The following is a 25,841-nucleotide window of genomic DNA, read 5'->3' on the forward strand; positions in this document are numbered from 1 at the left end:
GAGAAAATCAGTGTGCGAAGGTGGCGGAATTGGTAGACGCGCTAGCTTCAGGTGTTAGTGTCCCACGGATGTGAGGGTTCGAGTCCCTCTCTTCGCACCATCATTCTGCAAAGGCCCGTTACGAGAGTAACGGGCCTTTTGTGTTTTCATGCCCCATGGCTATGCTGTTGAAGATGCTGCGCCACCACGGGGGTTTTCCCATGATCCTGGATACCGATATTCACAACTTCTATGAGCATCTGGTGCTCAAGGAGATAGAAAAGCAGGGGTTGGCTCGAACATTGACCCCCTATCAGCTGGCAGACCTCTGCTGCCTGACACTCAACCAGCTTCCCTCACACTACATCCGTCACGATGTCGACATGATCTACTTCACGACAGACGCCGAACGCAGCGAGATGGAGAAGAAGGTCATCGCCTCCCTGCGCCAGGCCTACGACAAGATCCAGGCCGTCCCCACTCGCCAGGCTTAATGCCAGCCCTGCTGCCAGAGCAGAGTGACGACCCCTGTCATTCCCGCAACCGGCAGCAGGATCAACACCGGTCTCAGCCTGGGTTCCAGCATGACCCAGGCAGCCAGCAAGAACCCCAGGCTCCAGAACCCGTATTCCTTCTCCTGACCCCAGACCAGCACCACCAGAAGGGCGGCCAAGAGCAGAGCGCGTGCTATCCAGTTCATTGGCATTGGTCCGAAAAAAGATTAATGATAACCATTATCATATTTGGTGTTGCCATCTGCAATCGAACTTGCCTATGGATCTCCGGCTATCAAACGGTGTCGATTGAACAGTGAAAAATGCCGATTAGATCAACTATTTTGTGGGATTTTAAAATTTTAAAGCTGTTTTTCCGAATGAGCAGGGATTTTACACCTCCGCTTTATGGTAGATTGCGCCCTCTTTTGGTAAGCCTCTCGGGATCGACACATCCGCAGGACGAGAGGGGCTGACCTTGGCGAGCAAGAGTTTAGGGAGCGTCTATGCAAAACCAACAACACCACATCCGATTGCCGGGCATGTCGCAAGTATTTGCCTGCCTGGCCATTTTCCTGGCCCTGGCCTTCTCCTTCACCAGCGTGCTGGATCTGCCAATCCAGCTGGCACTGTTCATCGCCTGGTTCGTCATCATGGGGCTCGGCATCAAGCTCGGCCATGATTACAAATCCCTGGAACAGGCGGCAGTCGACGGCGTCGCCAAGGGGATGGGGGCCATCCTGATACTGATCTCCGTCGGTGCCCTGGTGGGCACCTGGATTGCCGGCGGCATCGTCCCCAGCATCATCTACTTCGGCCTCAAGGTGATACACCCCTCCATCTTCCTGCTGGCGACCCTGATCATCTGCTCTCTCACCTCGCTGGCCACCGGCACCTCCTGGGGCTCGGCGGCCACCGCCGGCATCGCCATGATGGGTATAGGCCACAGCCTGGGGGTACCCGCGCCGCTGGTAGCCGGTGCCGTGCTCTCCGGCGTCTACTTCGGTGACAAGCTCTCCCCGCTCTCCGACTCCGTGGTGCTGGCCTCGACCATGTCCAACGTCGACGTGATGGAACACATCAAGGGGATGCTGCCCATCAGCCTGTTCTCCTACGTCATCACCGCCGCCCTGTTCACCGTGGTCGGCATGCAGTACTCCGGCAACGTCAGCCTGGAGCAGGTCAATCTGGTGATGGACGCCCTCGACAAGCAGTTCAACATCACCCCCATGGCCATAGTGCCCGTGGTGCTGGTGCTGGGCCTGTTGGCCAACCGCAAGCCCGCCTTCCCGGTGATCAGCTTCGGCGCCTTGCTGGGTCTTGTCTGGGCCATCGTCTTCCAGGACATGGATCCGGTGAAGGCGATGCACTCCGCCTACAGCCCGTTTGCCATCACCTCAGGCGTCGATTTCATCGACAACATCCTGGGCCGTGGCGGCATGGAGTCCATGCTGGGTTCCGTGGCCGTCATCATCTTCGGCTTGGGCTTCGGCGGTCTGCTGGAGAAGGTCGGCATCCTCTCCGTCATCGCCAGTGCCTTCGAGAAGCGCATCAACAGCGCCGGCAGCCTGACCAGCCACACCATCGGCACCGCCTTCCTGGCCAACGTGTTCGGTTCCGCTATGTATGTATCGCTGATCCTGACCCCCAAGATCATGGCCAAGAACTACGACAGACTGGGGCTTGCGCGCAAGAACCTCTCCCGCAACGCCGAGTTTGGCGGCACCCTCACCTGCGGCATGGTGCCCTGGAGCGACAACGGCATCTTCATGGCAGGGGTCCTCGGGGTAGCGACCCTCGACTACCTGCCCTACATGTGGCTCAGCTTCACCTGCATCATAGTGACCATCACCCTCGCCTATCTGGGCAAGGGAGTGAACCGTGTACCGGTCACAGAGGCGGTGACAACCCGCTAATTTCCGTAAAAACAACGACAAAGGCGCCATCACAGCGCCTTTTGTCTGGGTGCGATTCGAGGTTAAGCTGGCACCCACCTTGATCCCACGTGGCAGGACGCCCAGATGAACTTCACCTTTCGCCAGATCCGCTATTTCGTGGCGGTGGCCGACAGCTTCTCGGTGAGCCGGGCAGCCGCCGAGCTGCACATCTCCCAGTCGGCGGTCACCAGCGCCATCCGCGAGCTGGAGACCGAGCTCGGCGCCGCCCTGTTCGAGCGCAATCCGCGCGGGGTCAGCCTCACCACCCAGGGCCACCAGTTTCTGCTGCACGCCCGTCGCATCCTCGGCGCCATGACCGAGGCCAGCCACTCCCTCAAGGCGGTGGCCCAGCAGGATCAGGGGCGGCTCACCATAGGCGTAACCACGCTGGTGGCCGGCTACTACCTCTCGGAGGCTCTCGGCCGCTTTCGCCGCGCCTTCCCGGCGGTACAGATCGAGGTGAAGGAGGATGAGCAGCCCTATCTCGAGCACCAGATCGTCAACGGTGAGGTGGACGTGGGGATCCTGATGACCAACCGCACCATCCGCCAGGAGGCGTTCGATACCGAGCTGCTGACCCGCTCGCCGCTGCGGGTCTGGCTCGCCGCCAACCACCCCCTCTGCGCCGAGTCGACCCTCTCCCTCAAGGCGCTCGGCGAGGAGCCCATGATCTCGCTGACCGCCGACCAGCTGGACCAGATCATCGGCGGCGGCCTGCGCCGCTACGGTATCGCGCCGCGCATCGTGCTGCGTACCGCCTCGGTGGAAGCGGTGCGCAGCCTGGTGGCGAGCCAGCTCGGGCTCGCCCTGCTGCCGGACTTTGCCTACCGCCCCTGGTCCCTGGAGCAGGAGCGGGTCGAGGCCCGCGCCATCAAGGAGCCCATCCCCGCCATCGACATCGGTCTGGTGTGGCGGCGCGGCTCGCGCCTTGACTGGGCCGCACGCGAGTTCATCGACATCGCCAGAGATCAGAGCCGGCTGCGGGCCCGCCAGCACCTCCCCCGCTAGGACTGAGCCTGAACAGCCGTGACTCCGGCAAAAAAATCAGATTCATCTGCACTCGATATCGATTTTACAGATACCAAAGCCGCTAAAAATTGAAATTCTCATTGCTCACGGCTTCTCCTACGCTCATGACTGGTTAACAGGATGTTAATTGTCAGCGTGGCATCACAACCGTGCCCGCCCATGCAAGGAGAGCAAGATGAAACTGACCCCCCTCACCCTGGCCCTGATCCCCGCCCTGCTGGCAGGCCAGGTCCAGGCTGCCCCCACCACCCTCGGCAAGGGTGAAGGCCAGCTCAACATCGTGGCCTGGGCCGGCTACGTGGAGCGCGGCGAGACCGACAAGAACTACGACTGGGTGACCGGCTTCGAGAAAGAGACCGGCTGCAAGGTCAACGTCAAGACGGCCGCCACCTCGGACGAGATGGTGGCGCTGATGAACGAGGGGGGCTTCGATCTGGTGACTGCCTCCGGTGACGCCAGCCTGCGCCTCATCGCCGGCGGCAAGGTGCAGGCGCTCAACCTGGCGCTCATCCCGAGCTACAGCAAAATTGATCCCCGCCTGCAGAATGCCCCCTGGCACACGGTGGACGGCAAGCACTACGGCGTGCCCTACCAGTGGGGCGGCAACATCTTGATGTACAACACCAAAGTGTTCCCCAAGGCGCCCGACTCCTGGAGCGTGGTGTTCGAGGAGCAGACCCTGCCGGACGGCAAGTCCAACAAGGGGCGGGTACAGGCGTTCGACGGCCCCATCCACATCGCCGATGCCGCCCTCTATCTGATGAGCCACCAGCCGGCGCTCGGCATCAAGGATCCTTACGAGCTCAACGAAGATCAGTACAAGGCCGCCCTCGACCTCCTGCGCCAGCAGCGCAAGCTGGTGGGACGCTACTGGCACGATGCCTTCGTCCAGATCGACGACTTCAAGAACGAGGGGGTGGTGGCCTCCGGCTCCTGGCCGTTCCAGGCCAATACCCTGATCGCCGACAAGCAGCCTATCGCCACGACGGTGCCCAAGGAGGGCGTCACCGGCTGGGCCGATACCAGCATGGTGCACAGCGAGGCGAAGAACCTCACCTGTGCCTATCAGTGGCTGGAGCACTCCCTCAACAACAAGCTGCAGGGGGATCTCGCCTCCTGGTTCGGCTCCGTGCCCGTGGTACCGGCCGCCTGCGAGGGCAATGCCCTGCTCGGGAAAGAGGGGTGCAAGACCAACGGCATCGACAACTTCGATCGGGTTCACTTCTGGCGTACCCCTGTCTCCCAGTGCAAGAGCCAGGGAACCTGCGTGCCCTACTACCGCTGGGTTTCGGACTATATCGCCATCCTGGGTGGCCGCTGAGGTGCCTAAGGAAATGCCGATATGGGGCCGGACAGGAGTCCGGCCCGCTTCCCACACAGACAAGGACGTCCCATGAATGCCGTACAATTTGACCGGGTCAGCCGCCACTATGGCGAGGTGAAGGCGGTCGACGACATCTCCTTCCAGATCCCGGCCGGCGAGTTTTTCACCCTGCTGGGGCCGAGCGGTTCCGGCAAGACCACCTGCCTGCGGATGATCGCGGGCTTCGAATACCCGAGCGAGGGGGAGATCCAGCTGTTTGGCGAGCCCTGCTCCACCGTGCCCCCCTACGATCGCAACCTCAATACCGTGTTTCAGGACTACGCCCTGTTTCCCAACATGGATGTGCGCGACAACATCGGCTACGGCCTGATGCTCAAGGGCGTCGCCAAGGCGGAGCGTTACCGCAAGGTGGACGAGATGCTGGAACTGGTGCGCCTGCCCGGCGTCGGCAACCGCAAGCCGGGCCAGCTCTCCGGCGGCCAGCGCCAGCGCATCGCCATCGCCCGAGCGCTGATCAACCAGCCGCGCATCCTGCTGCTGGACGAACCGCTCGGGGCCCTCGACCTCAAGCTGCGCGAGCAGATGCAGCTCGAACTCAAAGCCTTGCAGCGCCAGCTCGGCATCACCTTCATCTTCGTCACCCACGATCAGCAGGAGGCGCTCTCCATGAGCGACCGCATCTGCATCTTCAATCAGGGCAAGATCGAGCAGATCGCCGCGCCGGATACCATCTACGACGCCCCCGCCACCCCCTTCGTCGCTCGCTTCGTCGGCACCGTCAACCTGTTCGAGGGGGAGCAGGCCCGCCGGCTGTGCGGCGATGCTCAGCAGATGATGGTGCGCCCGGAGCGGATCCGGCTCGCCGAGGCCGGCACACCGGGCTGGTCCGGGGAGGTGCGCGAGGTTGAATATCTCGGCCCCTTCGTGCGCTACCGGGTTGATCTCGGCGAGCAGCTCGAGCTTATCGTCAACCACCCCAACGAGGGCCAGGCCCGCCTGCCCCGTGGCGCCCGGGTCAGCCTCAGCTGGCCGGAGCAGGCGATCCATCACCTGCACACCGCCCCTCAGGGAGCTCAACCATGAGCGCCCCCCACAGTGCGAGCCTTGCCATGAGCCAACCCACTGCCCCCCTCTCCTATCGGCCGCTGCGGCGCCTCTCCACCCTGCTCTACGGGCGGCCAGGCCTGCTGCTGGCCATCCTGCTGGGGCCGCCACTGCTCTGGCTTGGCATCATCTATGTCGGCTCCCTGCTGATGCTGCTCTCCAACGCCTTCTTCGGACTGGACGAGTTCAGCGGCCAGATCCGCCACGAGCTGGGGCTGCAGAACTTCGTTGCCCTGCTGCGGGCTGAGAACTTGGACGTGATCCTGCGCACCGTCGGCATGTCGCTGCTGGTGACCCTGGCCTGCGCCCTGCTCGGTTTTCCGATCGCCTACTACATGGCGCGCTACACCAGCGGCAAGACCCGGGCCCTGTTCTACGTCGGCATCATGCTGCCGCTCTGGTCCAGCTATCTGGTGCGGGTCTACGCCTGGAAGCTGATCCTGGCCAAGGAGGGGGTCATCAGCTGGCTGGCAGACACCCTGGGACTGGACTGGCTGCTGGACGCCATCCTCTCGCTGCCGGTGATCGGGGGGCCGTCGCTGTCATTCTCGCGCATCGGCACCTTCATCGTGTTCGTCTACGTCTGGCTGCCCTTCATGATCCTGCCCATCCAGGCGGCGGTGGAGCGGATCCCGCGCTCCTTGCTGGAGGCGAGCGGCGATCTCGGCGCCACCCCGGCCCAGACCTTTCGCACCCTGATCCTGCCGCTGGCCCTGCCCGGCGTGGTGGCGGGCTCCATCTTCACCTTCTCCCTAACGCTGGGGGACTACATCATCCCCGGCATCATAGGCAACTCCACCATGTACATAGGTCAGGTGGTCTACATGCAGCAGGGCACGGCGGGCAACCTGCCCTTCGCCGCCGCCTTCTCGCTGGTGCCGATCCTCATCATCGCCATCTACCTGACCATCGCGAAACGCTTGGGGGCCTTCGATGCGCTCTAATACTTCCATGAAACGGGACCATGGCAGCCAGCCCTCCGGCCTGCTCAAGTACGCGGCCATCGGCGGCCTCTTGTTCCTGCACTTCCCGATCCTGTTCATCTTCCTCTACGCCTTCACCAGCGAGAGCAAGAGCTATCAGTTCCCACCGCCCGGGCTCACCCTCAAGTGGTTCGAGGTGACCCTCAACCGCCCCGACGTGTGGCGCGCCATCCAGCTATCGCTGGAGGTAGCGGGGCTGGCGACGCTGGCCGCCATGGTGCTCGGCACCCTGGCGGCGGGGGCCATCGCCCGCAGCCGCTTCTTCGGCCAGGAGGTGGTATCGCTGTTGCTGGTGCTGCCCATCGCCCTGCCCGGCATCGTCACCGGCATCGCGCTGCGCTCCGCCTACGGGGTGATGGAGATCCCTTTCAGCTTCTGGACCATCGTCATCGGTCACGCCACCTTCTGCGTGGTGGTGGTCTACAACAATGCCCTGGCGCGCTTTCGCCGCACCAACCAGAGCCTCATCGAGGCGTCGATGGATCTCGGTGCCGACAGCTTCCAGACCCTGCGCTACGTGATCCTGCCCAATCTGGCCACGGCACTGCTGGCGGGGGGCATGCTGGCGTTTGCCCTGAGCTTTGACGAGGTGATCGTCACCACCTTCACCGCGGGCCAGCAGACCACGCTGCCGATCTGGATGTATCAGGAGCTGATCCGGCCACGGGACAGGCCGGTCACCAACGTGGTGGCGCTCATCATAGTGGCCTTCACCACCATTCCCATTCTGCTTGCCTACTACCTCACCCGCGACGGCCAGGACGTTTCCGGCAGCGGCAAATAACGACTCAACGCGTGCGCAAGGATGCAACCATGAAACTCTCTACCCAACTTTTGATCGACGGTCAGTTCGTCACCGGTGACGGCCAGGCCGAGCCCATCCTCAACCCGGCCACCGGGGAGCTCATAGCCTCCGTGCCAGAAGCCTCGTTCGAGCAGGTGAACCGGGCGGTGAACGGCGCCCAGCGCGCCTTCGCCCAGTGGAGCCGCACCACCCCGGCAAGCCGCAGTACCCTGCTGCTGCGCCTGGCCGATGCCATCGAACACCACGCCGAGGAGTTTGCGGCCCTCGAATCCCTCAACTGCGGCAAGCCCTATCTGGCGGTGCTGAACGATGAGCTGCCCGCGGTGGTGGACTGCTTCCGGTTCTTCGCCGGCGCCGCCCGCTGCCTGCAGGGGCCACTCGCCGGGGAATATATCGAGGGACACACCAGCATGATCCGCCGCGACCCCATCGGCGTGGTGGGCAGTATCGCCCCCTGGAACTATCCGCTGATGATGGCGGCCTGGAAGATGGCCCCGGTGCTCGCCGCCGGCAATACGGTGGTGCTCAAACCCTCCGAGCAGACCCCGCTCACCGCCCTGCGCCTGGCGGAGCTCGCCAGCGAGCTCTTCCCCCGCGGCGTCATCAACATCGTCTGCGGCCGGGGCGAGAGCGTGGGGGCGCCGCTGGTGGAGCACCCGCTGGTGCGCATGGTGTCGCTCACCGGTGACATCGCCACCGGTCAGAAGATCCTGCTGAGCGCCGCCCGCACCATGAAGCGCACCCACCTTGAGCTGGGGGGCAAGGCGCCGGTCATCATCTTCGACGACGCGGATCTGGAGGCCGTGGTGGCGGGCATCCGCACCTTCGGCTTCTACAACGCCGGCCAGGATTGCACCGCCGCTTGCCGCATCTATGCCCAGGGCAAGATCTACGACAAGTTCGTCGCCGCCATGACCGAGGCGGTCGCCTCCATCAAGGTGGGCGGTCCGCGCGAGGAGGGAGTGGAGATGGGGCCGCTCATCTCGGACCGCCAGCGCAATCGGGTGGCCAGCTTCGTGGAGCGGGCCCAGAGCAGCGGTCATGTGGAGGTGACGGCGGGAGGCAAGATCCGCCCCGGCAACGGCTTCTTCTTCGAACCGACCCTGATCGCCCATGCCCGTCAGGAGGATGAGATCGTGCGCCGGGAGGTATTCGGCCCGGTTGTGTCGGTGACCCGCTTCAGCGACGCCGAACAGGTGGTGCAGTGGGCCAACGACTCGGACTACGGCCTCGCCAGCTCGGTCTGGACCAAGGATCTGAGCCTTGCCAGCAAGGTGGCCAGCCACCTGCAGTACGGCTGCACCTGGATCAACACCCACTTCATGCTCACCTCCGAGATGCCCCACGGCGGCATGAAGATGTCCGGCTACGGCAAGGATCTCTCCCTCTACGCGCTGGAGGACTACACGGTGCCGCGCCACATCATGGTCAAGCTCTAGGCTCCCGTCCCCCTGAAAACAAGATGGCCCCTTGGGGCCATCTTGTTTTGCATCAGGTCTGTGCATCCCTGCTGTGCACCGTCTGTGCACCGACGCAGCGTCACCATTCACCCGACCGCGACCCGCATCAACGTCATGACAACCGCCACAGCCAGTGGTAATCCAAAATAAGCAGACCAAACAGCAGCATCAGGTGATAGATGGAGAAACGGAAGGTACGCATCGCCTGGCCGGGCCGATCCCCGTACTTCAACAACCAGCCATGCCAGCAGAATCCAAGGTTCAGCCCCAGACTGCCGACCAGGTAGACAAGCCCCGACATGCCGATCAGATAGGGCAGCAGACAGACGAGCGTCAGGATCAGCAGATAGAGCAGGATGGCGGTCTTGGTGAAATCGGTGCCGTGGGTGACCGGCAGCATGGGAATGTCGGCACCGGCATAGTCATCGCGCCGGTGGATGGCCAAAGACCAGAAATGGGGCGGCGCCCAGGTAAAGATGATCATCACCAGCAGCCAGGGCTCGGCCGAAAGCTGCCCCGTGATGCTGGTCCAGCCCAAGAGCGGTGGCATGGCTCCCGCCAATCCGCCGATAACGATATTCTGCGGCGTGGCCCGCTTCAGCAGCAGGGTATAGACGACCGCATAGCCGAACAGGCTGGCCAGGGTTAGCCAGGCAGTCAGGGGATTCACGCCCCAATGGAGCAGAACAAACCCCGACAGTGCCAGACAGATCGCAGAACTCATCGCCTGCCCCGGCGTGATCCGTCCCATGGCGACCGGGCGCCAGCGCGTTCTGCGCATCCGGGCATCGATGCCGCTATCCAGAGAATGGTTCATGGCCGCCGCCCCGGCAGCGAGCAGTCCAATCCCCGCCAGGCCCAGTATCATCTCGTCCAGAGAGGCGCGTGTCGGCTCGGCCAGCAGCATGCCCACCCAGGCGGTCAGGAGCAGCAGGGCGACCACCTTTGGTTTGGTCAACTGACAATAATCGCGCACCCGGCGGAGGGCGAAGCGCTGTGCCCGCACTCTCCCATTCATGTCCGGCTCCTGACCATCCCAGGGGATGGCAAGGGGTTGTGATGAGGCATAGAGAGTCTCCCGCGCGCCAGCACACAGCAGACCAGCAGGTGGGCGGCCACCAGATTATGCGCAAGGGCGTTGGCCAGTGGCAGGGCCAGATGGACGTTCGCCAATCCCAAGGCAATCTGCACGGTCAGCAGACCCAGCAACAGCCAGCCAAACCCTCTCAGGGGGGTCCGCTGGCAGAGCAGCGCGAGGGCGAAAGCTCCCACCAGCAAGGCCGTGGTCAGCGCTCCCAGGCGATGGGCGATGTGAATGGTCTGGCGCGCCTCCTTGCCCAGCACGCCGAACTCATAGCTGGCGTGCCCCAGAGGGAGATGAAAGGCTTGCGCCCAATTCAGCTCTGCCTGCCAGTTGCCCTGGCACAAGGGAAACTCCACACATGCCATGGCCGCATAGTTCGCCGACGTCCAGCCCCCCAGCGCGATCTGCAGCAGCAGCACGCCGCAGGCCATGCTGCCAAGCCAGGAAACGCCCTGGTGTACGGGCGGGGGTGAAGGGAAACCTGCCAATTCGGCCCGATAGAGCCAAAGCAAGGTCAGGATGGCGAAGCCGCCCAGCAGATGAGTGGTCACCACCAGGGGATGCAGGGCCAGGGTCACCGTCCACATACCCAGTGCCGCCTGACCCGCAACCAGCACCAGCAAGATGAGCGAGAGGTGGCGCAGTCGGCCGCCTGTACGCCAGCCCAAGCCGGACAGGAGCACAATCACGCCTCCCAGCACCCCGGCGAAGTAGCGATGCACCATCTCGCTGCGCGCCTTGTGAGGAACAAGCGGGCTGGCCGGATAGCGCTGTGCCGCCAGTTCCGCATGCTCGGCGCGGGGAATGGCCAGGGAACCATAGCAACCTGGCCAATCGGGGCAAGCCAGCCCGGCATCCGTCAACCGGGTATAAGCACCGAGCGCGATGACAAGAACGGCCAGCGCAATGGCCACGGAGGCCAGCCTCTTGTGCATCTTCATATGCCGCCTCGTTGCCCGTGCAGTAACCAGAAGATGCGAGTTCCATGCCGGCTGCATCGTCACTGCACCCCACGCTGATACTTGAGCAGTTGCTGCAGATCCGACAGTACCGCCTTGCCAAGCAACGGCCAGGTCGTCGTGCTGCCGGGTACCTCGTAACGCAAGATGGCCAGCCCGCGGTCGTCCACCAGCAGTATATCCCCCTCCCTCATTTCACTGTTTGCCTCGTGAGGTGGCGTCAACTGGACCAGCTCCAGCTTGTCCAGATTACGGCCAAGTGCGGCCTGGATACGTGCCATCAGCACAGGGACCTGCCGGCATTGCCCCTCGCAGCGAGGGGCCACCAGATAGACCAGTCGCCATTGGTGCTGATGGGCAGGAAGCGGTTGCAACAGGTAGATCTCCTGGTGCAGCCAGTGTCCCTTGCTGCGCGTGCCGGGTTCATACCAGCCCTGGTGAAGAGTCAGAGCCGCCAGCACCACAGGCAGCAGGATCACCGCAGCAAAGAGCGCTGGCACCCTCCAGCGTTGCCATCCGCTCATGGGGAGCACCTCCTTGTCAGCATGACCCCCCCTGACAGAACCACCAGCGCCAAGCCGAGCCATTGCACCGCATAGGCCCGGTGTTTTTCAGGAGGCATGACATTGTGCTGGTAGTGATAGAGGAATGGGGTTCGTCTTTGATACAACACGGCGTCTGCAAGCGGGGCTCCGATTGCCTGTCGCAGGGTCTCGACCCTGATGGATTGCAGCCGGTTCGGGTAGGGGCCTGGTTCTATGTTCTGTCCCAACAGGAAGCCGCCGGGAGCCATGCGCAGCACACCTTCAAGGGTCATTGCGGCGGGGATGGCGGGATTGGGCAATTGCGACCTGTCGGATGGTGCGGGCACCCATCCCAGGTTGACCAGCAACAGTGAGGATCCCCCCTCTGCGCGTACCGGGATGAGCACGTCATAGCCAACCTCCCCGTTGGCGATCTGGTTGTCCAGCAACCAGACATAAGGGCTGACCCACTCGGCTTTCCCTTGCAGAGGCTGGCCATCCAGTAACTCCGGGTGTTGCCAGTCGATCTGGGCCAATGTCCTTGGCCCGGCCTGCTGCATCTTTGCCATCTGCGCCAGCCAGGCCGTTTTTTCCATTCCGCGCTGCCACTGCCAGAACGCCAGCTTGCACAAACCGGCCGTCACCACCAGAGTGAACAACAAGACAAACCAGCGTCTGTGATGCCATGGTCGTCGCTTGTCTCGTGCAGCCGAATCGCGCATATCGAGGAGGATCCCAAGATGTTGATCAAGGTCGTTCTGATACTCATGCTGCTGCTCATCATCGGCCAGCTGTTTCACGCCCTCTGGCTGATGCTCAGTGAAGGCAATACGCAAAAGATGTCGGTACCTCTGGGCCGGCGCGTCTTCTTCTCCCTGCTGGTGGTCATCATACTGCTGCTCTCTCTCGCGATGGGCTGGCTGGAGCCCAACCCTCGCCCCTACTGAGCACGGCATCAAAGCAGGTAGACAAAGACGAACAGACAGAGCCAGACCACATCGACGAAGTGCCAGTACCAGGCCGCAGCCTGGAAAGCGAAATGACGCTGTGGGGTGAAATGATCCCTCAACATGATTCGCAGCCAGATGATGGTCAGGAAAAGGGTGCCCAGCAGCACGTGCAGTCCATGGAACCCGGTCAGAATGAAGAAGGTATTGCCATAGATGCCGGAATCCAGCCGCAGCCCGAGATCCCGATAGGCATGCAGATACTCATAGCCTTGAAACCACAGGAATGTCAGCCCGAGCACCACAGTTGCCAGCAACATCCCCTTGAGCCGCATGCGTCTGCCGTTTTCCAGACTCATGTGTGCAAACAGCAGGGTCACGGAGGAGCCGAGCAGGATCAAGGTATTGATGAGGGGGATCCCCTGCCAGGGCATGGCCTGGGTCGTGGCCCCGCCGGGCGTCTTGAGCAGGGGCCAGTGAGCGGTGAAATCCGGCCACAGCAGCTGGCCCGTCATCACCCTGTGGCCCGCACCATCCAGCCAGGGCACCGCAAGCTGGCGGGCATAGAACAGCACTCCGAAAAAAGCCAGAAAGAACATCACTTCAGAGAAGATGAACCAGACCATGCCCTGCCTGAAGGATCTGTCCATCTGGGCGCTGTAGAGCCCGGTCATGGACTCCCGGATGATGTGACGGAACCAGCCAAACAACATGAATGCCAGCAGGGCGACACCGGCCATCATCAGATACCGGCCGAAACCGGTCTGCCCACTCGCCACTTCATTGACCAGATGTCCCGCCCCCAACGCCAGGAAAAACAGTGCAATGGCACCAATGATGGGCCAGCGACTCTGGTCCGGGACATAATAGGTCTGGTTCACCTTGGCCATGGTCATTTCCTCTGTGCGAGTGCCGGTGCAGGTACGGACTCCGTGATGTCATAGAGCGAGTAGGAAAGCGTGATGGTATTGATGCTGTCCGGTAGTGCCGGATCGATATAGAACTTGAGCGGCATCAGCTTGCTCTGCCCTGCCCTCAGCTCCTGGCGATTGAAGCAGAAACACTCCACTTTCTTCAGATAGGCTGCGGCGGGACCGGGAGAGACCGACGGGACCGCCTGACCCACCATGGCCCGCTCCGTGGGATTGAACACCCGAAAGTTGACCATCTTCACCTCCCCCGGCCGCACCGACAGCCGAGCCGTCTCACCGCTGAACTCCCACGGCATCCGGGTATCCGCATGAGCAAGAAACTCGATCTGGATGCTCCGCTTGCTGTCGATCACCGCCCGCTCCGTACTGGCCGCTTGATCAGACGTCTTGCCATTGAGGCCGGTGATCCGGCAGAAGACGTCATAAAGCGGCACCAGCGCAAAGGCAAAACCAAACATGACGAGCACGACCAGAGCCAGTTTTCTGAGCAAGGGGGCATGACTGACCTGAGTCATATGACCTCCCTAACGCTCTTCCGACCGGATATCCGGCGGAGTCTGGAAGCTGTGATAGGGAGGGGGAGAAGAGAGCGTCCATTCCAGTCCCTCGGCCCCCTCCCATACCCGATCGCTCGCCTTGGCTCCGCCTCTGATGCATTTGACCACGCCCCAGACAAACAGCAGCTGAGACAGGCCGAAGGCAAAGCCCCCCAGGCTGATCAGCATGTTGAAGTCCGCAAATTGCAGGGCGTAATCGGGAATGCGGCGAGGCATGCCCGCCAGCCCGACAAAATGCATGGGGAAAAACAGCACATTGACCGAGACGAGCGAACACCAGAAATGCCATTGGCCGAGCCGTTCGTCATACATGTGCCCCGTCCATTTCGGCAACCAGTAGTAGGCCGCAGCCAGGATCGAGAAGACGGCACCGGTCACCAGCACATAGTGGAAATGGGCCACTACGAAATAGGTGTCGTGATACTGAAAATCAGCCGGCGTCATGGCCAGCATCAGCCCGGAGAAACCGCCAATGGTGAACAGAGTGATGAAGGCGATGGCAAACAGCATGGGGGTCTCGAATGTCAGAGAACCACGCCACATGGTGGCAAGCCAGTTGAATACCTTTACCCCTGTCGGCACCGCGATCAACATGGTGGTGTACATGAAGAACAGCTCCGCCACCACGGGCAATCCGGTGGTGAACATGTGGTGAGCCCAGACCATGAAGGAGAGCAAGGCGATGCTGCTGGTGGCATAGACCATGGAGCGATAACCGAACAGCGTCTTGCGGGAGAAGGTCGGAATGATGCTGGAGACGATGCCGAAAGCCGGCAATATCATGATGTAGACTTCCGGGTGCCCGAAGAACCAGAAAATGTGCTGAAACAAGACAGGATCCCCCCCACCGGCCGCATCGAAGAAACTGGTCCCGAAATACTTGTCCGTCAGCACCATGGTCACCGCAGCCGCCAGCACCGGCATGACAGCGATGAGCAGAAACGCCGTGATGAGCCAGGTCCAGACAAACAGCGGCATCTGCATCCAGCCCATGCCCGGCGCCCGCAGGTTGAAGATGGTCACGATGACGTTGATGGCCCCCATGATGGAGGAGATCCCCATGATGTGAATGGCAAAGACAAACAGGGCCGTGCTGTTGCCGCTGTACTGGGTGGACAGGGGGGCATAGAAGGTCCAGCCAGAACTGGGGCCGCCTCCCTCCATAAACAGGCTCGACAGGAGGATGAGGAAAGCAAACGGCAGGATCCAGAAGCTCCAGTTGTTCATGCGGGGCAGCGCCATGTCAGGGGCCCCAATCATGATGGGGATTAGCCAGTTGGCGAGGCCGGTGAAGGCGGGCATGACGGCACCAAAGACCATGATAAGGCCGTGTACCGTGGTCATCTGGTTGAAAAACAGGGGTTCCACCAGTTGCAGTCCGGGCTGGAACAGTTCTGCCCGGATCACCATGGCCATGGCGCCACCGGTAAAGAACATGGTGAGGGCAAAGCACAGATAGAGAGTACCGATGTCCTTGTGATTGGTGGTGTAGAGCCAGCGCCTCAGACCGGCCGCAGGCTGGTGGACATGTTCGCTGTGCGGGGTATCCGTGATTCCATCACTCATGCCGACGCCTCACTTGTCCTTGTCCGGATTGGCCGGGTTGAGAAGGGACTGCACCTCGGCTGGCTGTACAAGGTCGCCGGTCTTGTTATCCCAGGCATTGCGTTCATAGGTGATGACGGCGGCCAGTTCCTGCGCCGTCAACTGTTTGCCAAAAGGCTGCATCGCCGTGCCGCTCTTGCCATGCAGGACGATGTCCAGATGCTGGGCCCGATGGTCCGCCTGTGTGGTCACCTTGCTGCCATTGAGCGCCGGGAAGATGCCGGGCAATCCGGTACCCGCGGGCTGATGACAAGCCGCACAGTGCCCCAGATAGACTTTCTCCCCCTGCGCCATGGCTTGTGGCAACGTCATGGTCTCCGCTGCCTGCGCCTGTTGCTGTGCCTTGGCAGTTGCCTGCTCGTCTCCCTTTCTGGCAATCCACGCCTCGAACTCCTCTGCGGATTTGGCCACCACAACCACGGGCATGAAACCGTGATCCTTCCCGCACAGCTCGGCGCACTGCCCACGATAGGTGCCCGGCTTGTCGATCCGGGTCCAGGACTCGTTGATGTAGCCAGGATTGGCATCTTTTTTCACGGCGAAGGCGGGAACCCACCAGGAGTGAATGACATCGTCCGAGGTCATCAGGAAACGGATCTTCTTGCCGACCGGCAATACCAGAGGGTTATCCACCTCCAGCAGATAATTGCCGCCCTTGGGGGCATCACCGGAGATCTGCTGTTTGCTGGTCGCCAGCAGGGAATAAAACGCCACTGGATACTCTAGGTATTTGTAATGCCATTTCCATTGCGAGCCCGTGACGAGGACGGTGAGATCGGCCTTGGAGGTATCCTCCATCTTCAACAGGGTCGAGGTTGCCGGTGCCGCCATCGCGATCAGTATCAACACGGGGATGGCCGTCCACAGCAACTCGATGCGGGTGCTTTCGTGAAACTGGGCGGCTTTGGCACCGCGCGATTTTCGATGGTGCACGATGGACCAGAACATGATGCCGAAGACGAGCAGACCGATGACGCAACAGATATAGAAAATCGTCATGTGCAGGTCATAGACCTGCTGGCTGATGGCGGTCGCCCCGCGCGTCATGTTGAACCGGATCTCATTGGCAAAGGCGCTGCTGCTGATGAACCACATCATCATTCCGGCACCTGCCTGAGCTGCATCGTTTCTCACATTGCACTCCCTGTGCACGTTGGAGAAGATGGCCTGCATTCAATACGCCCAACGCTAACCATCTGAAAATAATGCATTTATTAAAATTCATTTCACATTCAAGTATTAGTCCATATTCAGAAAAAACCAAAATGCAGACAGCCCTGACCAGGCTCATCAGAGCAGTGGCAATGGGCAAAACGCGAGCAGGGAAGAGGGAGAAACGGGTCCCGGGGTGGCCGCGCCTTGAACGGAGAGAGCTTCAGCCATGGTGAGTCGAATCGATGTGCAGAACCCGGAGGGTCCATTGGTTCCTCCCGGGCTCCGTGGTTTTCTGCCGTGCCAGAGGCGGGGTCAGCCCGCTGGGGCTTGCTGAGCCAGCAGTCTGGCCAGCAGGGAGCGCAGTGCTTTTATCAGGGCGGGTTTGCCCGCGACGCCCTGTCGGGCAGCCAGCTCTGACCAGGGCGCATATTGCCAGATGGTGGCGATCAGCAACCGTCGTTCATCCTGACTCAACGCATCCAGCATCATCACTTGCCGGAGCAGCCAGCGTTGCAGTGTCGCCTGGCACAATTCGAATGGCTTGTGATGGTGGGCAAAGCAATCGAGTTCCTGATGCTCGAAGTCATCCAGATCCGGCACATGAGTGACAGGTCCGCCTCTGAGGGATAGCCAGACCAGTTCGGTATCCAGCCTCTTGAGTTCACCCGCCAGCAGGGCCGGCAACTGGCTCATGAAACGCTGTCGCCATTGCGCCAGCTCGGCGTGATATTCCGATTGCAGCGGCATCAGCAGCAAAGCTGCATGACTGCCGCTGGCCGCATCGCGCTGCAGACCAAGACGCAGCACCTTCAATCCCGCCTTGAGCCAGAATGGCAGCAGATCTGGGCTGGCGGAGAAGGCTGACCCCAGATAATCGACCCCTAATACCCGATAATGTGATACCAGCTTGTCCAGCAACCTGGACCCCAGCCCAAGACGATGAAGAGCAGGATGGATGGCGATGCGCATCACCCTGGCATAAGAGCGCTCCCCCGCCGTCACGAAACCAGCGTGGGCCAGCAGCGACTGGGGCAGCAGATGTCCACGAGGGCGCCTTCGTCCGGCCCAGATCGCATGCGCCAGATCAGGGGGTATATTGCCCTCCCGCGCAACCAGCGCCACCCCGAGCAACTCCTGTCCCTGCTCCATCAGATGAATGTCGAGATCCGGCCCCTCCAGCAAATACCGCAGATCACTGGGGCTGGTCTGGTAGTGAGCCAGCACGAGCAGGCCGAACACCCGATTGAGCAGCGCGTCATCACGGGCCAGCTCATCTTGTCCGACCAGGCGCCAGGTCGGTGATGTCGGGGGATGAGGTGCCGATATGTCAGCATTCAGACCAAGGAGCCGGAAGATCAGAGGCTCCAGCGGATCGCTCAGGCTCCAGCGAATGGGCTCCACCAGGCGCAGCTCCTGCCAATCCGGGGTTTGCTCATCGAGTACCCTCTTGAAGCGCAGATGAAAGCCGCGCCCCGTCCCCTCATAGCCGTGCTCCGTTGTAGCGAAGACAATGCGACTGTGACGGGCCAGCATGGCTTCCAGCAGCGGGGTCGGGATGGCGGCGGCCTCATCCACCAGCAACAGATCCGCCAGCACGTCTCCTTGAGCCACCCGATCAGGGGACACATAGCTCAGACCGGCCAGCCGCTCAGGCATCTCTGCCAGCACGCGCTCTGCATGGGCAAAAAGTGTCGCCACTGTAGCGTGGGAAGGGGCTGTCACCGCTATCCTCAAGGTCGGATCCCGACTCAGCAAGTCGGCGCTCGCCAGCCCCAGCACGGCGCTCTTGCCACGACCGCGATCGGCGCTCAGCACCAGGGGGCGACGGCGATGGCCGTGCAACACGTTGTGGATGGCGGGCAGCGCACGGGCCTGATCCGCGCTCAGCGGCCGGTCCCCGTCGAGAGGCTGCCAGGTAATATCACAAGAGGCAGGCGTCAGATCTCGCGCCGGATCTTCTTCCAGCAACCGTACCAGACGGGAGATGAACCCCTGCCCGGCACGATCGACCTCCTCTGGCTGGGCGACCAGCCTCTGACGATCAGGGTCTGGGTAGGTCGGCCATGCCTCCCGCGGCGGGGTCAGCAGAAGCAAGAGCCCCCCAGCCCTCAATGTCCCCGCCAAGGCACCGAATGCATCGGGGTGAAAACCACTGAAGGCATTGAATACCAGGGTGTCGCACTCCTGACCGAGCCGTTGAAGCGCCTTGGCGGCAGGCTGCGGAGCATGACGCTCAGGACCCTGCCCCAGCCAGAACACCGCCCCCCACAGCAAGGATTCGGCACGAACGATGCAGTCATCCTGCTCCCCTTCCAGCCAGATCAGACGTCGCTCGCCGGCAGAAGCGATAGCGTGGCGCAAGGCGAGCAGCTCGGCTGACATCATGGAGCTGGGCTGGCGTCTGGCTTCACACGGGGTTCAAACATGCGCTCCCCCATCTGGTCGATGAAGGTATGGGCCTTTTGCACCATGAAGCGCTCGGCATCCGCCGGGTTGGCAAAGAGATCGGAGCGGATGAAGCGATGGGTCTGTAATTGCCCGTCTATCTCCCTGGTGATGCGACCTGCCAGCCTGTATTGCCCCCCTTCCGCCATGGGCTCGGGATAGATGAGATAGCCCATGTATTCGATGGGCTCAACCTCGGGGCTCTGGGCGATCTCTCCCTTGAACAGGGCATTGAATAGTTTTTTGAACATGTTCGCATCCTCTCTGATAAAGGCATTCTCCCCAAGGGTGGAATCACTGGCAAGCTCGGGATCTTATTACCATTCGTTCTTTGCACTACGAACCATTCTCATTTAGATTTCATCTCATTCCAGCATGAGGTCCAGATTATGTACGTGTGTTTGTGCCGCGGCATCACAGATAACCAGATCCGCAAGGCGGTACAGGCAGGCAAGACTGAATTCCGACAGTTGAAACAGTCGCTGGAAGTCGGTGCCCAATGTGGTAAATGTGTGCGCATGGCGATGGAGATCATCGCTACCGAAATCGACAAGATGGAGTCAGAGCAGGCACCGCTCTATTACGAAGTGGCGTAAAACCGCCGACTTCTCATCTTCATCTCTCCTTCTGCCCTCCAGGGGACGACTTTCCCCCATCACGTTATGGTCATGTTTCTGGACTAAGCTCTAGTGATCGTTGCCTAGGCTCGAAAACGAGGAGTAATGTCGATGAAAGGAGATCCCAAAATCATTGCCCACCTCAACAAGGTGCTGGCCAATGAGCTGGTTGCCATCAACCAATACTTCCTGCATGCCCGCATCTATGATGACTGGGGCCTCAAGGGGCTGGGGCACAAGGAGTATCACGAATCCATCGATGAGATGAAACATGCCGACGAGCTGGTCAAGCGGGTGCTGTTTCTGGAAGGGCTGCCCAACTTGCAGGATCTGGGCAAGCTGCGCATCGGTGAGACGGTGGAAGAGATGCTGCGCTGTGACTTGTCTCTGGAGATGGACGCCATCCCCGACCTGAAAGTCGCCATCACCTATGCCGAGTCTGTGCAGGACTACGTCAGCCGCGACCTGTTCCAGGAGATCCTGGAAGATGAAGAGGAGCATGTGGACTGGCTGGAAACCCAGCTCGATCTCATCGCCCGTATCGGTCTGGAAAACTACCAGCAATCCCAGCTCCATGCCGAGTCATCCTGAATCGCGATGACATCAAGAGACAATCCCAACCCGCCCAGGCGGGTTTTTTCATGGCACCAGCGGCAGAGATCTTGCCCAACGATACGGTAGCCAACCTGGTTGCTGACAAGGCAGGCCAGAGGCTGTCAGGATGGCAGGCGCCGGATTGAACCGCCTCCGGGATCACAGTTACGATGCATGGGGCAGCGGCAGGCGCCGCTTTCGATTAGGATACGACCCCATTCCCATCATTTTGCTACGGATGACCTCCATGGAACTGATTGCACGCGAGATGGCGCCCCACAAACGGGTTGCCCTGGTGGCTCACGACAACATGAAAGCCCCTCTGCTGAACTGGGTGCTGCGCCGCAAGGAGGAGCTCAAGCTCCACCATCTCTATGCGACCGGCACCACGGGCACCCTGCTCGGCAAGAAGGCGCAGCTGCCCATTACCTGCCTCTTCTCCGGCCCCATGGGAGGGGATCAGCAGCTCGGCGCCCTCATCGCCGAAGGGAAGATAGACGTGATGATCTTCTTCTGGGATCCCCTCAATCCCGCCGCCCACGATCCTGACGTCAAGGCCCTGCTGCGCCTCGCGGCCGTCTGGAACATCCCGGTCGCCACCAACGAGGCGACGGCGGACTTCATCATGGACAGCCCGCACATGCAGCAGGCATTCAGCGTCCAGGTGCCCGACTACGCCGGCTACCTCAAGGCCAGAACTGAATAAGCAACGCCAGACAGCAAAGAGCCGGAACAGATGTCCGGCTCTTTTCTTTCATGGGGGGAGAAGGTCAGCGCTGGAGGCTTTTCTGCGCGAATTTTGGCCTGGCATTCATGATCTGCTCCACCTGCTCGTCGCTCATCTTGCCCCGCGACAGTCCCAGAACCTTGTAGGTCAGCAGAGGGCGCGCCGGCAGGGCGATCATCAGGGCGCGGATCTGGTTCTCGTCTTCCTTCTCTCGCGCCGGCTTGCCGTAGGCGTAGGTGAGCACGCCGGCATCCATCAGGTTTTTGACGGCGGGTTCGGTGATCGGCAGGTTTATGACGCTTTTCCGTTGCAGTACGAACTCCCGCAGCACCGCCTTCTCGTTGAAGTCGAGGAAGCCAATCATCTGGGCCAGTTGATCCTGCTGGCGGCGGGACTGCCACTCGTCACAGGCCCACTCCCAGGCGATCAGAAAGCCCTGACTGCAGAAATAGGAGATGGCGATCAACATGCCGACCCCAAGCCAGGCCGCATGAGCCGTGGCCCACTGGCTCACGGCGCCTTTCATCAATCCGGCCGGAAACAGCAGGATGATGCTGCAGCAAAGCAGCAGCCAGACCATCAGCCAGTTGAGGCGATTAAGCTGGTAAAAATGTTGGATCCACCGTTTCATCGTTCACCCTTCCCAAGTCAATGTGGACAGTAGCCAACTCGTAGCAATCGCTGTGCCAGCACAAGGATCCTCGTAAAAAGATCAGGATCCCGGACGGGAGAGTCGAGGGGTTGTCACATCCTTTTACAACTTGTCGCGCGGATCATCCCCTGTTGGCCTTGCGCCTCACCGAGCCACTTGGTAAAAAGCCCGCACTGTCACTGGGGAGTAGCAACCCGCCCGAAATCCGGGCAGGGCCCATGTCAACACTCTTGGATCCACAGATCCATGGCATGGGCGGCGATAGCACCTATCGTCCTGCAAGACCTTTGGCCTCGATATGCACGCCAGCCGGGCGAGCCGTATCGGGTCCATCGGTTGTTCTGCTCGCCTGGCGGTTACTCGTCATGCTGATCACCCTGCTGTTATTTCTGATCTCTGCCGTCACCATCTATCTGGCCTGCGAATACTTCGTCAACGGCATCGAATGGACCGGCCATCATTTCAAACTGTCCCAAAGCGCCACCGGTTCTCTGCTGGCTGCCCTCGGCACGGCCCTGCCCGAATGCATCGTCACCCTGACCGCGCTGCTGATGGGGGATGCCCCCGCCCAGCAGCAGATAGGCATAGGTGCGGCCCTCGGCGGCCCGCTGGTGCTGGCTACCATAGGCTATGCTGCCGTCGGCGTGACCCTGCTGCTGTGCATGAGCCGGGAGCACAGAGCCATCAATGGCGAGGTGCAGCGGGAGATAGGCCGCGATCAGGCCTGGTTTGCCGGCATCTTCCTGTTGGCCGTGCTGCTTGGCATGGTGGCCTTCACCGGTAAAACCTGGCTGGCCCCCCTGTTCGTGCTGATGTACCTCCTCTATGTGCGACGTGAGCTGAAACAGACCGACAGCCACGATGCGGAATTGCCCTCCCCCCTCAAGCTGGATCCGCACGCCAGGATCCCGGCGCTCGGCAAGGTGCTGCTGCAAACCCTGGTGGCGCTCGGCGTGGTGGCGCTGGCGGCCCAGCTGTTCGTTCACCAGCTGGAGAACATGGGCGAGCTGTTCGGCCTCTCGCCGGTAGTGGCCGCCCTGTTGCTGAGCCCGGTGGCCACCGAAATGCCCGAGCTGATGAACGTGCTCATCTGGGTGCGGCAGGGCAAACACCGGCTGGCACTGGCCAATATCTCCGGCGCCATGATGATCCAGGGCACCATTCCCAAGGCGTTCTGCCTGCTGTTCACTCCCTGGCTGCTGGACAGCACCATGATGGCCTCCTCGCTGGTGACGCTGCTGGCGGTCACGCTGCTGTGGTGGGGGTTCAGTCGGGAGCGGATGACGGCGGGCAGGCTCGCCCTGGTGGGACTGGTTTACCTGGGTTTCTGCGGCTGGCTGATGATGAGCTGAGGGCCGGCCTCTGCCTCTGGCGCAACAAGAAAGGGCAGGATCCTATCCTGCCCTTCATCTCACGGGGTAGTGTCAATCAGACCGATCCGAGGTCTTAGAACTGCTGGAACCAGCGCTGGATCTGGGCCGGATCCTTGCTCTGGGTCAGGGCGAGCATCAGCAGCACCCGCGCCTTCTGCGGGTTGAGGGTCTCGGCGGCGACGAAGCCGTACTTGGCGTCATCGATCTCGGCATCCAGGGTGGTGGAACCGGTCGGCACGCGGGCGGAACGCACCACGCGAATGCCGTCCTTGCTCGCCTTGGCCAGGGTGTCGAACAGGGTGTGGTAGAGGTTGCCGTTGCCCACCCCGGCGCTGACGATGCCGTCGAACTTGGCATCCACCAGGGCCTTGGCCGGCAGATCCGAGGCGTTGGCGTAGCTGTAGACGATGCCGACCTGGGGCAACTTGTCGAGCTTGCTCACGTCGAACGGGGTCTTGCTGGTGTGCTGGCGGGCCGGGCTGCGCTGGTAGTCGATCTTGCCGTTGTGGATGTAGCCGAGCGGGCCGAAGTTGGGGGAGGCGAAGGTCTGCACTCCTGTGGTGTTTGTCTTGGTGACGTCGCGGGCATCCAGCACGGTGTCGTTCATCGCCACCATGACGCCACGTCCCTTTGAGGCGGGGTCGGAGGCAGTCACCACGGCGTTGTAGAGGTTCATGGGGCCGTCGGCGCTCATGGCGGTGGAGGGGCGCATGGCGCCCACCAGCACCACCGGCTTGTCGCTCTTGACGGTCAGATTGAGGAAGTAGGCGGTCTCCTCCATGGTGTCGGTGCCATGGGTGATGACGATGCCGTCCACGTCATCCCTGGCCAGCAGCGCGTTGACGCGCTTGGCGAGCGTGAGCCACACCTCGTCGTTCATGTCCTGGGAGCCGATCTTGACCACCTGCTCACCCTGCACGTCGGCCACGTTTTTCATCTCGGGCACGGCGGCGATCAGCGTTTCGATGGCCACCTTGCCGGCCTCGTAGTTGGACTGTGTGGCAGACTGGCCCGCCCCGGCGATGGTGCCGCCGGTGGCCAGAATGTGCACGCTGGGCAGCGCCATGGCCATGGGGGAGAGGGTCATGCCGAGTACGGCGGCGATCAGGGTCTTGCGAATGGGAAGGGTCATGCTGCAATCCTTTTGGATGAGGGAATTGCAGCATTTTTATTCTTTTTAAACGGGATTTAAGTGATCATTCTCACCAATAAAAAGAAGTAAACAGGATATTAGTCTGACTTATACCAATTAAGTGATAATTCACTCTACCTGAAAGCCTCTCGCCTCGATCAGGGCGATCAACTCGGCTTTGCTCAGCTCGCTCTCGATGACGGCCTGGCGGCTGGCAAAGTCGACCGTGGCGGTGCGGACTGCTGGCTGGGCCAGCAGGGCCTTTTGCAGGCTGGCAGCGCAACCGCCGCAGGACATGCCGGTAACGGTGAGTTCGATGGTCATGGGCTCTCTCCTCTGTCGATGTGACATCAGCCTAAAGCTGCCGCCTCCGGCAAGGTCAAGGGTGAATGCCGATCCCGTCAACCCCGGGTCGTGCATCATGGCGGCGCCCCATCACCCCATCAGTCCCAGGTAGTTCATCAGGGCGGCCCCCAGGCTGGTGGTGACGAGCGAGCCCAGGGTGGTGGTGGCGATGATGTTGGCCGCGAGGGCACTGTCACCGCCCATGGCGCGGGTCATCACATAGCTGGCGGCGGCGGTGGGGGTTGAGCTGATGAGAAACAGGATGCCGAGGGCCTGCGGGCTGAAGCCGAGCGCCCAGGCCCCCAGCACCAGCAGCACGGGGATGCAGCACAACCGGTTGACCGTGGCCCAGCCGGTAAGCATGGCGCCGCCGCGCAGGGCCTTGAGGTTGAGGCTGGCGCCGGTGCAGAGCAGGGCCAGCGGCAGGGTCATGTTGGCGAAATAGTTGCCCGTGGTGATGACCAGCTGGGGCAGTTCGATGCCGAGCAGACCGAAGGGCAGGGCCGCCAGAATGGCGATGATGAGGGGGTTTTTGACGATCCCCTTGAGTATGGGGGCGAGCCCCTTTCCGCCCCCCAGGCTGCGGGTCAGGGTGATCACCGCAAGGATGTTGTAGAGCACTGTGATGGAGCCCACCAGCAGGGCGGCGGCCCCTATCCCCTCCGGGCCGTAGGCGTTTTGCACATAGGCCAGCCCCATGATCCCCATGTTACCGCGAAAGCTGCCCTGCACGAAGATGCCCCGCAATTTCTGCTCGCCGATGAAACGGGCCGCCAGCACCTCCAGCACCAGGAAACCGGCGAGGGTGCCGAGCAGGCCATAGAGGATGAGCCAGGGGCTCGGCATGGTGGAAAAATCGGTGCGCACCATGCTCAGGAACAAGAGAGCTGGCAGGGTGACCTGGAACACCAGACGGGAGGCGGACTCGACGAAGCTGTCGGGCAAGAGACCCAGCCGCTTGAGCCAGATGCCGAGTACCAGCACCAGACAGATGGGGCCCGTGATGGAGAGAGAGAAGTGCAGACTTGCCAACAGATCCATGATGCGCGTCCTGTGCAACGGCGAAGAAAGTCGCCTG

Annotated in this window: 28 protein-coding genes, 1 tRNA gene and 1 riboswitch; of the genes, 14 read left to right on the forward strand and 15 right to left on the reverse strand. The window is 61.5% G+C overall.

Annotation, left to right across the window (positions count from 1 at the left end; translation table 11 throughout):
* Positions 1 to 14: 14 nt before the first annotated feature.
* Both HKD46_RS11640 and HKD46_RS11645 read left to right on the forward strand, forming a co-directional pair.
* Positions 15 to 100 (forward strand) — tRNA-Leu (locus HKD46_RS11640).
* Between the two features lie 100 nt (positions 101 to 200).
* Positions 201 to 473 carry a late competence development ComFB family protein gene (locus HKD46_RS11645; protein ID WP_029314828.1) on the forward strand — a complete coding sequence of 91 codons (273 nt, stop codon included), beginning with the start codon at positions 201 to 203 and terminating at the stop codon, positions 471 to 473.
* Here the strand turns inward: HKD46_RS11645 and HKD46_RS11650 are convergent.
* Positions 470 to 679, reverse strand: coding sequence for a hypothetical protein (locus tag HKD46_RS11650; RefSeq protein ID WP_171865440.1), 210 nt, complete (start codon positions 677 to 679; stop codon positions 470 to 472). The two genes, HKD46_RS11645 and HKD46_RS11650, sit on opposite strands and share 4 nt — an antisense overlap.
* 300 nt (positions 680 to 979) lie before the next feature.
* Here HKD46_RS11650 and nhaC point away from each other — a divergent pair, with 300 nt between their 5' ends.
* From nhaC to HKD46_RS11685, 7 genes are all read left to right on the forward strand, one after another.
* Positions 980 to 2,389, forward strand: a complete 1,410-nt coding sequence (nhaC, locus tag HKD46_RS11655; protein ID WP_103243757.1) for a Na+/H+ antiporter NhaC — start codon at positions 980 to 982, stop codon at positions 2,387 to 2,389.
* A 105-nt stretch (positions 2,390 to 2,494) separates the two neighbouring features.
* Entirely contained in the window at positions 2,495 to 3,418 is a 924-nt protein-coding gene (locus tag HKD46_RS11660; protein ID WP_043152857.1) for a LysR family transcriptional regulator, read from the forward strand.
* Positions 3,419 to 3,614: 196 nt separating this feature from the next.
* Positions 3,615 to 4,760, forward strand: a complete 1,146-nt coding sequence (locus HKD46_RS11665) for an ABC transporter substrate-binding protein (RefSeq protein ID WP_103243758.1) — start codon at positions 3,615 to 3,617, stop codon at positions 4,758 to 4,760.
* Between the two features lie 72 nt (positions 4,761 to 4,832).
* Positions 4,833 to 5,846: an ABC transporter ATP-binding protein gene (locus tag HKD46_RS11670; protein WP_045522100.1), complete on the forward strand. Its 1,014-nt coding sequence runs from the start codon at positions 4,833 to 4,835 to the stop codon at positions 5,844 to 5,846.
* The gene (locus tag HKD46_RS11675; protein WP_045522103.1) at positions 5,843 to 6,811 is read left to right on the forward strand and encodes an ABC transporter permease; all 969 of its coding nucleotides are present in this window, start codon (positions 5,843 to 5,845) and stop codon (positions 6,809 to 6,811) included. Before HKD46_RS11670 ends, HKD46_RS11675 begins: the two co-directional genes overlap by 4 nt.
* A gap of 7 nt (positions 6,812 to 6,818) precedes the next feature.
* On the forward strand, positions 6,819 to 7,634 hold the full coding sequence (locus tag HKD46_RS11680; protein WP_171865452.1) for an ABC transporter permease: 816 nt from the start codon (positions 6,819 to 6,821) through the stop codon (positions 7,632 to 7,634).
* 29 nt (positions 7,635 to 7,663) lie between these two features.
* A complete protein-coding gene (locus HKD46_RS11685) occupies positions 7,664 to 9,094 on the forward strand; it encodes a gamma-aminobutyraldehyde dehydrogenase (RefSeq protein ID WP_171865441.1) in 1,431 nt (476 codons plus the stop codon).
* Positions 9,095 to 9,227: 133 nt separating this feature from the next.
* Here the strand turns inward: HKD46_RS11685 and cyoE are convergent, their stop codons facing one another.
* Genes cyoE through HKD46_RS11705 form a run of 4 tightly spaced genes read right to left on the reverse strand, consistent with a single transcriptional unit; the run spans position 9,228 to position 12,344 of the window.
* A complete protein-coding gene (gene cyoE, locus HKD46_RS11690) occupies positions 9,228 to 10,133 on the reverse strand; it encodes a heme o synthase (protein ID WP_171865442.1) in 906 nt (301 codons plus the stop codon).
* Entirely contained in the window at positions 10,130 to 11,140 is a 1,011-nt protein-coding gene (locus tag HKD46_RS11695) for a heme A synthase (protein WP_171865443.1), read from the reverse strand. The genes cyoE and HKD46_RS11695 overlap by 4 nt, the downstream gene beginning before the upstream one ends.
* Before the next feature lie 59 nt (positions 11,141 to 11,199).
* Positions 11,200 to 11,682 carry a hypothetical protein gene (locus tag HKD46_RS11700; protein WP_103261530.1) on the reverse strand — a complete coding sequence of 161 codons (483 nt, stop codon included), beginning with the start codon at positions 11,680 to 11,682 and terminating at the stop codon, positions 11,200 to 11,202.
* A complete protein-coding gene (locus HKD46_RS11705; protein WP_234917493.1) occupies positions 11,679 to 12,344 on the reverse strand; it encodes an SURF1 family protein in 666 nt (221 codons plus the stop codon). Before HKD46_RS11705 ends, HKD46_RS11700 begins: the two co-directional genes overlap by 4 nt.
* Before the next feature lie 78 nt (positions 12,345 to 12,422).
* Between HKD46_RS11705 and HKD46_RS11710 the strand changes: the two genes are divergently transcribed.
* Entirely contained in the window at positions 12,423 to 12,629 is a 207-nt protein-coding gene (locus HKD46_RS11710) for a DUF2909 family protein (protein WP_113978217.1), read from the forward strand.
* Positions 12,630 to 12,637: 8 nt separating this feature from the next.
* On the opposite strand, the gene HKD46_RS11715 is transcribed toward HKD46_RS11710, so the two are convergent.
* From HKD46_RS11715 to HKD46_RS11740, 6 genes are all read right to left on the reverse strand, one after another.
* Positions 12,638 to 13,519 carry a cytochrome c oxidase subunit 3 gene (locus HKD46_RS11715; protein ID WP_042864889.1) on the reverse strand — a complete coding sequence of 294 codons (882 nt, stop codon included), beginning with the start codon at positions 13,517 to 13,519 and terminating at the stop codon, positions 12,638 to 12,640.
* 2 nt (positions 13,520 to 13,521) lie between these two features.
* The gene (locus HKD46_RS11720) at positions 13,522 to 14,076 is read right to left on the reverse strand and encodes a cytochrome c oxidase assembly protein (RefSeq protein ID WP_045522117.1); all 555 of its coding nucleotides are present in this window, start codon (positions 14,074 to 14,076) and stop codon (positions 13,522 to 13,524) included.
* A 9-nt stretch (positions 14,077 to 14,085) separates the two neighbouring features.
* Positions 14,086 to 15,684, reverse strand: a complete 1,599-nt coding sequence (gene ctaD / locus HKD46_RS11725; protein WP_171865444.1) for a cytochrome c oxidase subunit I — start codon at positions 15,682 to 15,684, stop codon at positions 14,086 to 14,088.
* Positions 15,685 to 15,693: 9 nt separating this feature from the next.
* Positions 15,694 to 16,824, reverse strand: coding sequence for a cytochrome c oxidase subunit II (gene coxB, locus HKD46_RS11730; RefSeq protein WP_235673825.1), 1,131 nt, complete (start codon positions 16,822 to 16,824; stop codon positions 15,694 to 15,696).
* Between the two features lie 366 nt (positions 16,825 to 17,190).
* The gene (locus tag HKD46_RS11735) at positions 17,191 to 19,263 is read right to left on the reverse strand and encodes a tRNA(Met) cytidine acetyltransferase TmcA (RefSeq protein ID WP_171865445.1); all 2,073 of its coding nucleotides are present in this window, start codon (positions 19,261 to 19,263) and stop codon (positions 17,191 to 17,193) included.
* The gene (locus HKD46_RS11740) at positions 19,260 to 19,574 is read right to left on the reverse strand and encodes an HlyU family transcriptional regulator (protein WP_041211748.1); all 315 of its coding nucleotides are present in this window, start codon (positions 19,572 to 19,574) and stop codon (positions 19,260 to 19,262) included. The genes HKD46_RS11735 and HKD46_RS11740 overlap by 4 nt, the downstream gene beginning before the upstream one ends.
* 138 nt (positions 19,575 to 19,712) lie before the next feature.
* Between HKD46_RS11740 and HKD46_RS11745 the strand changes: the two genes are divergently transcribed.
* The 3 genes from HKD46_RS11745 (at position 19,713) to HKD46_RS11755 (ending at position 21,240) form a co-directional block, all read left to right on the forward strand.
* Positions 19,713 to 19,919, forward strand: a complete 207-nt coding sequence (locus HKD46_RS11745) for a bacterioferritin-associated ferredoxin (protein WP_010675777.1) — start codon at positions 19,713 to 19,715, stop codon at positions 19,917 to 19,919.
* A gap of 132 nt (positions 19,920 to 20,051) precedes the next feature.
* Positions 20,052 to 20,531 carry a bacterioferritin gene (gene bfr, locus HKD46_RS11750; protein ID WP_010675778.1) on the forward strand — a complete coding sequence of 160 codons (480 nt, stop codon included), beginning with the start codon at positions 20,052 to 20,054 and terminating at the stop codon, positions 20,529 to 20,531.
* Between the two features lie 250 nt (positions 20,532 to 20,781).
* Positions 20,782 to 21,240: a methylglyoxal synthase gene (locus tag HKD46_RS11755; RefSeq protein ID WP_041211864.1), complete on the forward strand. Its 459-nt coding sequence runs from the start codon at positions 20,782 to 20,784 to the stop codon at positions 21,238 to 21,240.
* A 64-nt stretch (positions 21,241 to 21,304) separates the two neighbouring features.
* On the opposite strand, the gene HKD46_RS11760 is transcribed toward HKD46_RS11755, so the two are convergent.
* Positions 21,305 to 21,892, reverse strand: coding sequence for a superinfection exclusion B family protein (locus HKD46_RS11760; protein WP_041213974.1), 588 nt, complete (start codon positions 21,890 to 21,892; stop codon positions 21,305 to 21,307).
* A 190-nt stretch (positions 21,893 to 22,082) separates the two neighbouring features.
* Positions 22,083 to 22,189, forward strand: a riboswitch (yybP-ykoY riboswitch).
* Between the two features lie 89 nt (positions 22,190 to 22,278).
* Between HKD46_RS11760 and HKD46_RS11765 the strand changes: the two genes are divergently transcribed.
* The gene (locus HKD46_RS11765) at positions 22,279 to 23,265 is read left to right on the forward strand and encodes a sodium:calcium antiporter (RefSeq protein WP_237682636.1); all 987 of its coding nucleotides are present in this window, start codon (positions 22,279 to 22,281) and stop codon (positions 23,263 to 23,265) included.
* 94 nt (positions 23,266 to 23,359) lie between these two features.
* On the opposite strand, the gene ansB is transcribed toward HKD46_RS11765, so the two are convergent.
* From ansB to HKD46_RS11780, 3 genes are all read right to left on the reverse strand, one after another.
* Entirely contained in the window at positions 23,360 to 24,418 is a 1,059-nt protein-coding gene (gene ansB / locus HKD46_RS11770) for an L-asparaginase 2 (RefSeq protein WP_171865447.1), read from the reverse strand.
* Positions 24,419 to 24,547: 129 nt separating this feature from the next.
* The gene (locus HKD46_RS11775) at positions 24,548 to 24,742 is read right to left on the reverse strand and encodes a heavy-metal-associated domain-containing protein (protein WP_042015137.1); all 195 of its coding nucleotides are present in this window, start codon (positions 24,740 to 24,742) and stop codon (positions 24,548 to 24,550) included.
* 111 nt (positions 24,743 to 24,853) lie between these two features.
* Positions 24,854 to 25,804, reverse strand: coding sequence for an AEC family transporter (locus tag HKD46_RS11780; RefSeq protein ID WP_171865448.1), 951 nt, complete (start codon positions 25,802 to 25,804; stop codon positions 24,854 to 24,856).
* Between the last annotated feature and the right edge of the window lie 37 nt (positions 25,805 to 25,841).

Origin of the sequence: Aeromonas sp. TW 6 (genome assembly GCF_013168745.1) — a bacterium.
Classification (GTDB): domain Bacteria; phylum Pseudomonadota; class Gammaproteobacteria; order Enterobacterales; family Aeromonadaceae; genus Aeromonas; species Aeromonas caviae.

Coding starts and splice junctions, on each gene's coding strand:
- HKD46_RS11780 (WP_171865448.1), bottom strand. CDS start 25,804: ATGGATCTGTTGGCAAGTCTGCACTTCTCTCTCTCCATCACGGGCCCC.
- HKD46_RS11650 (WP_171865440.1), bottom strand. CDS start 679: ATGAACTGGATAGCACGCGCTCTGCTCTTGGCCGCCCTTCTGGTGGTG.
- HKD46_RS11745 (WP_010675777.1), top strand. CDS start 19,713: ATGTACGTGTGTTTGTGCCGCGGCATCACAGATAACCAGATCCGCAAG.
- HKD46_RS11680 (WP_171865452.1), top strand. CDS start 6,819: ATGAAACGGGACCATGGCAGCCAGCCCTCCGGCCTGCTCAAGTACGCG.
- HKD46_RS11755 (WP_041211864.1), top strand. CDS start 20,782: ATGGAACTGATTGCACGCGAGATGGCGCCCCACAAACGGGTTGCCCTG.
- HKD46_RS11665 (WP_103243758.1), top strand. CDS start 3,615: ATGAAACTGACCCCCCTCACCCTGGCCCTGATCCCCGCCCTGCTGGCA.
- HKD46_RS11760 (WP_041213974.1), bottom strand. CDS start 21,892: ATGAAACGGTGGATCCAACATTTTTACCAGCTTAATCGCCTCAACTGG.
- coxB (WP_235673825.1), bottom strand. CDS start 16,824: ATGATGATGTGGTTCATCAGCAGCAGCGCCTTTGCCAATGAGATCCGG.
- HKD46_RS11660 (WP_043152857.1), top strand. CDS start 2,495: ATGAACTTCACCTTTCGCCAGATCCGCTATTTCGTGGCGGTGGCCGAC.
- HKD46_RS11740 (WP_041211748.1), bottom strand. CDS start 19,574: ATGTTCAAAAAACTATTCAATGCCCTGTTCAAGGGAGAGATCGCCCAG.
- HKD46_RS11645 (WP_029314828.1), top strand. CDS start 201: ATGATCCTGGATACCGATATTCACAACTTCTATGAGCATCTGGTGCTC.
- nhaC (WP_103243757.1), top strand. CDS start 980: ATGCAAAACCAACAACACCACATCCGATTGCCGGGCATGTCGCAAGTA.
- HKD46_RS11775 (WP_042015137.1), bottom strand. CDS start 24,742: ATGACCATCGAACTCACCGTTACCGGCATGTCCTGCGGCGGTTGCGCT.
- HKD46_RS11670 (WP_045522100.1), top strand. CDS start 4,833: ATGAATGCCGTACAATTTGACCGGGTCAGCCGCCACTATGGCGAGGTG.
- ctaD (WP_171865444.1), bottom strand. CDS start 15,684: ATGAGTGATGGAATCACGGATACCCCGCACAGCGAACATGTCCACCAG.
- HKD46_RS11735 (WP_171865445.1), bottom strand. CDS start 19,263: ATGATGTCAGCCGAGCTGCTCGCCTTGCGCCACGCTATCGCTTCTGCC.
- HKD46_RS11710 (WP_113978217.1), top strand. CDS start 12,423: ATGTTGATCAAGGTCGTTCTGATACTCATGCTGCTGCTCATCATCGGC.
- HKD46_RS11675 (WP_045522103.1), top strand. CDS start 5,843: ATGAGCGCCCCCCACAGTGCGAGCCTTGCCATGAGCCAACCCACTGCC.
- HKD46_RS11685 (WP_171865441.1), top strand. CDS start 7,664: ATGAAACTCTCTACCCAACTTTTGATCGACGGTCAGTTCGTCACCGGT.
- bfr (WP_010675778.1), top strand. CDS start 20,052: ATGAAAGGAGATCCCAAAATCATTGCCCACCTCAACAAGGTGCTGGCC.
- HKD46_RS11700 (WP_103261530.1), bottom strand. CDS start 11,682: ATGAGCGGATGGCAACGCTGGAGGGTGCCAGCGCTCTTTGCTGCGGTG.
- HKD46_RS11720 (WP_045522117.1), bottom strand. CDS start 14,076: ATGACTCAGGTCAGTCATGCCCCCTTGCTCAGAAAACTGGCTCTGGTC.
- cyoE (WP_171865442.1), bottom strand. CDS start 10,133: ATGAATGGGAGAGTGCGGGCACAGCGCTTCGCCCTCCGCCGGGTGCGC.
- HKD46_RS11695 (WP_171865443.1), bottom strand. CDS start 11,140: ATGAAGATGCACAAGAGGCTGGCCTCCGTGGCCATTGCGCTGGCCGTT.
- HKD46_RS11765 (WP_237682636.1), top strand. CDS start 22,279: ATGCTGATCACCCTGCTGTTATTTCTGATCTCTGCCGTCACCATCTAT.
- ansB (WP_171865447.1), bottom strand. CDS start 24,418: ATGACCCTTCCCATTCGCAAGACCCTGATCGCCGCCGTACTCGGCATG.
- HKD46_RS11715 (WP_042864889.1), bottom strand. CDS start 13,519: ATGGCCAAGGTGAACCAGACCTATTATGTCCCGGACCAGAGTCGCTGG.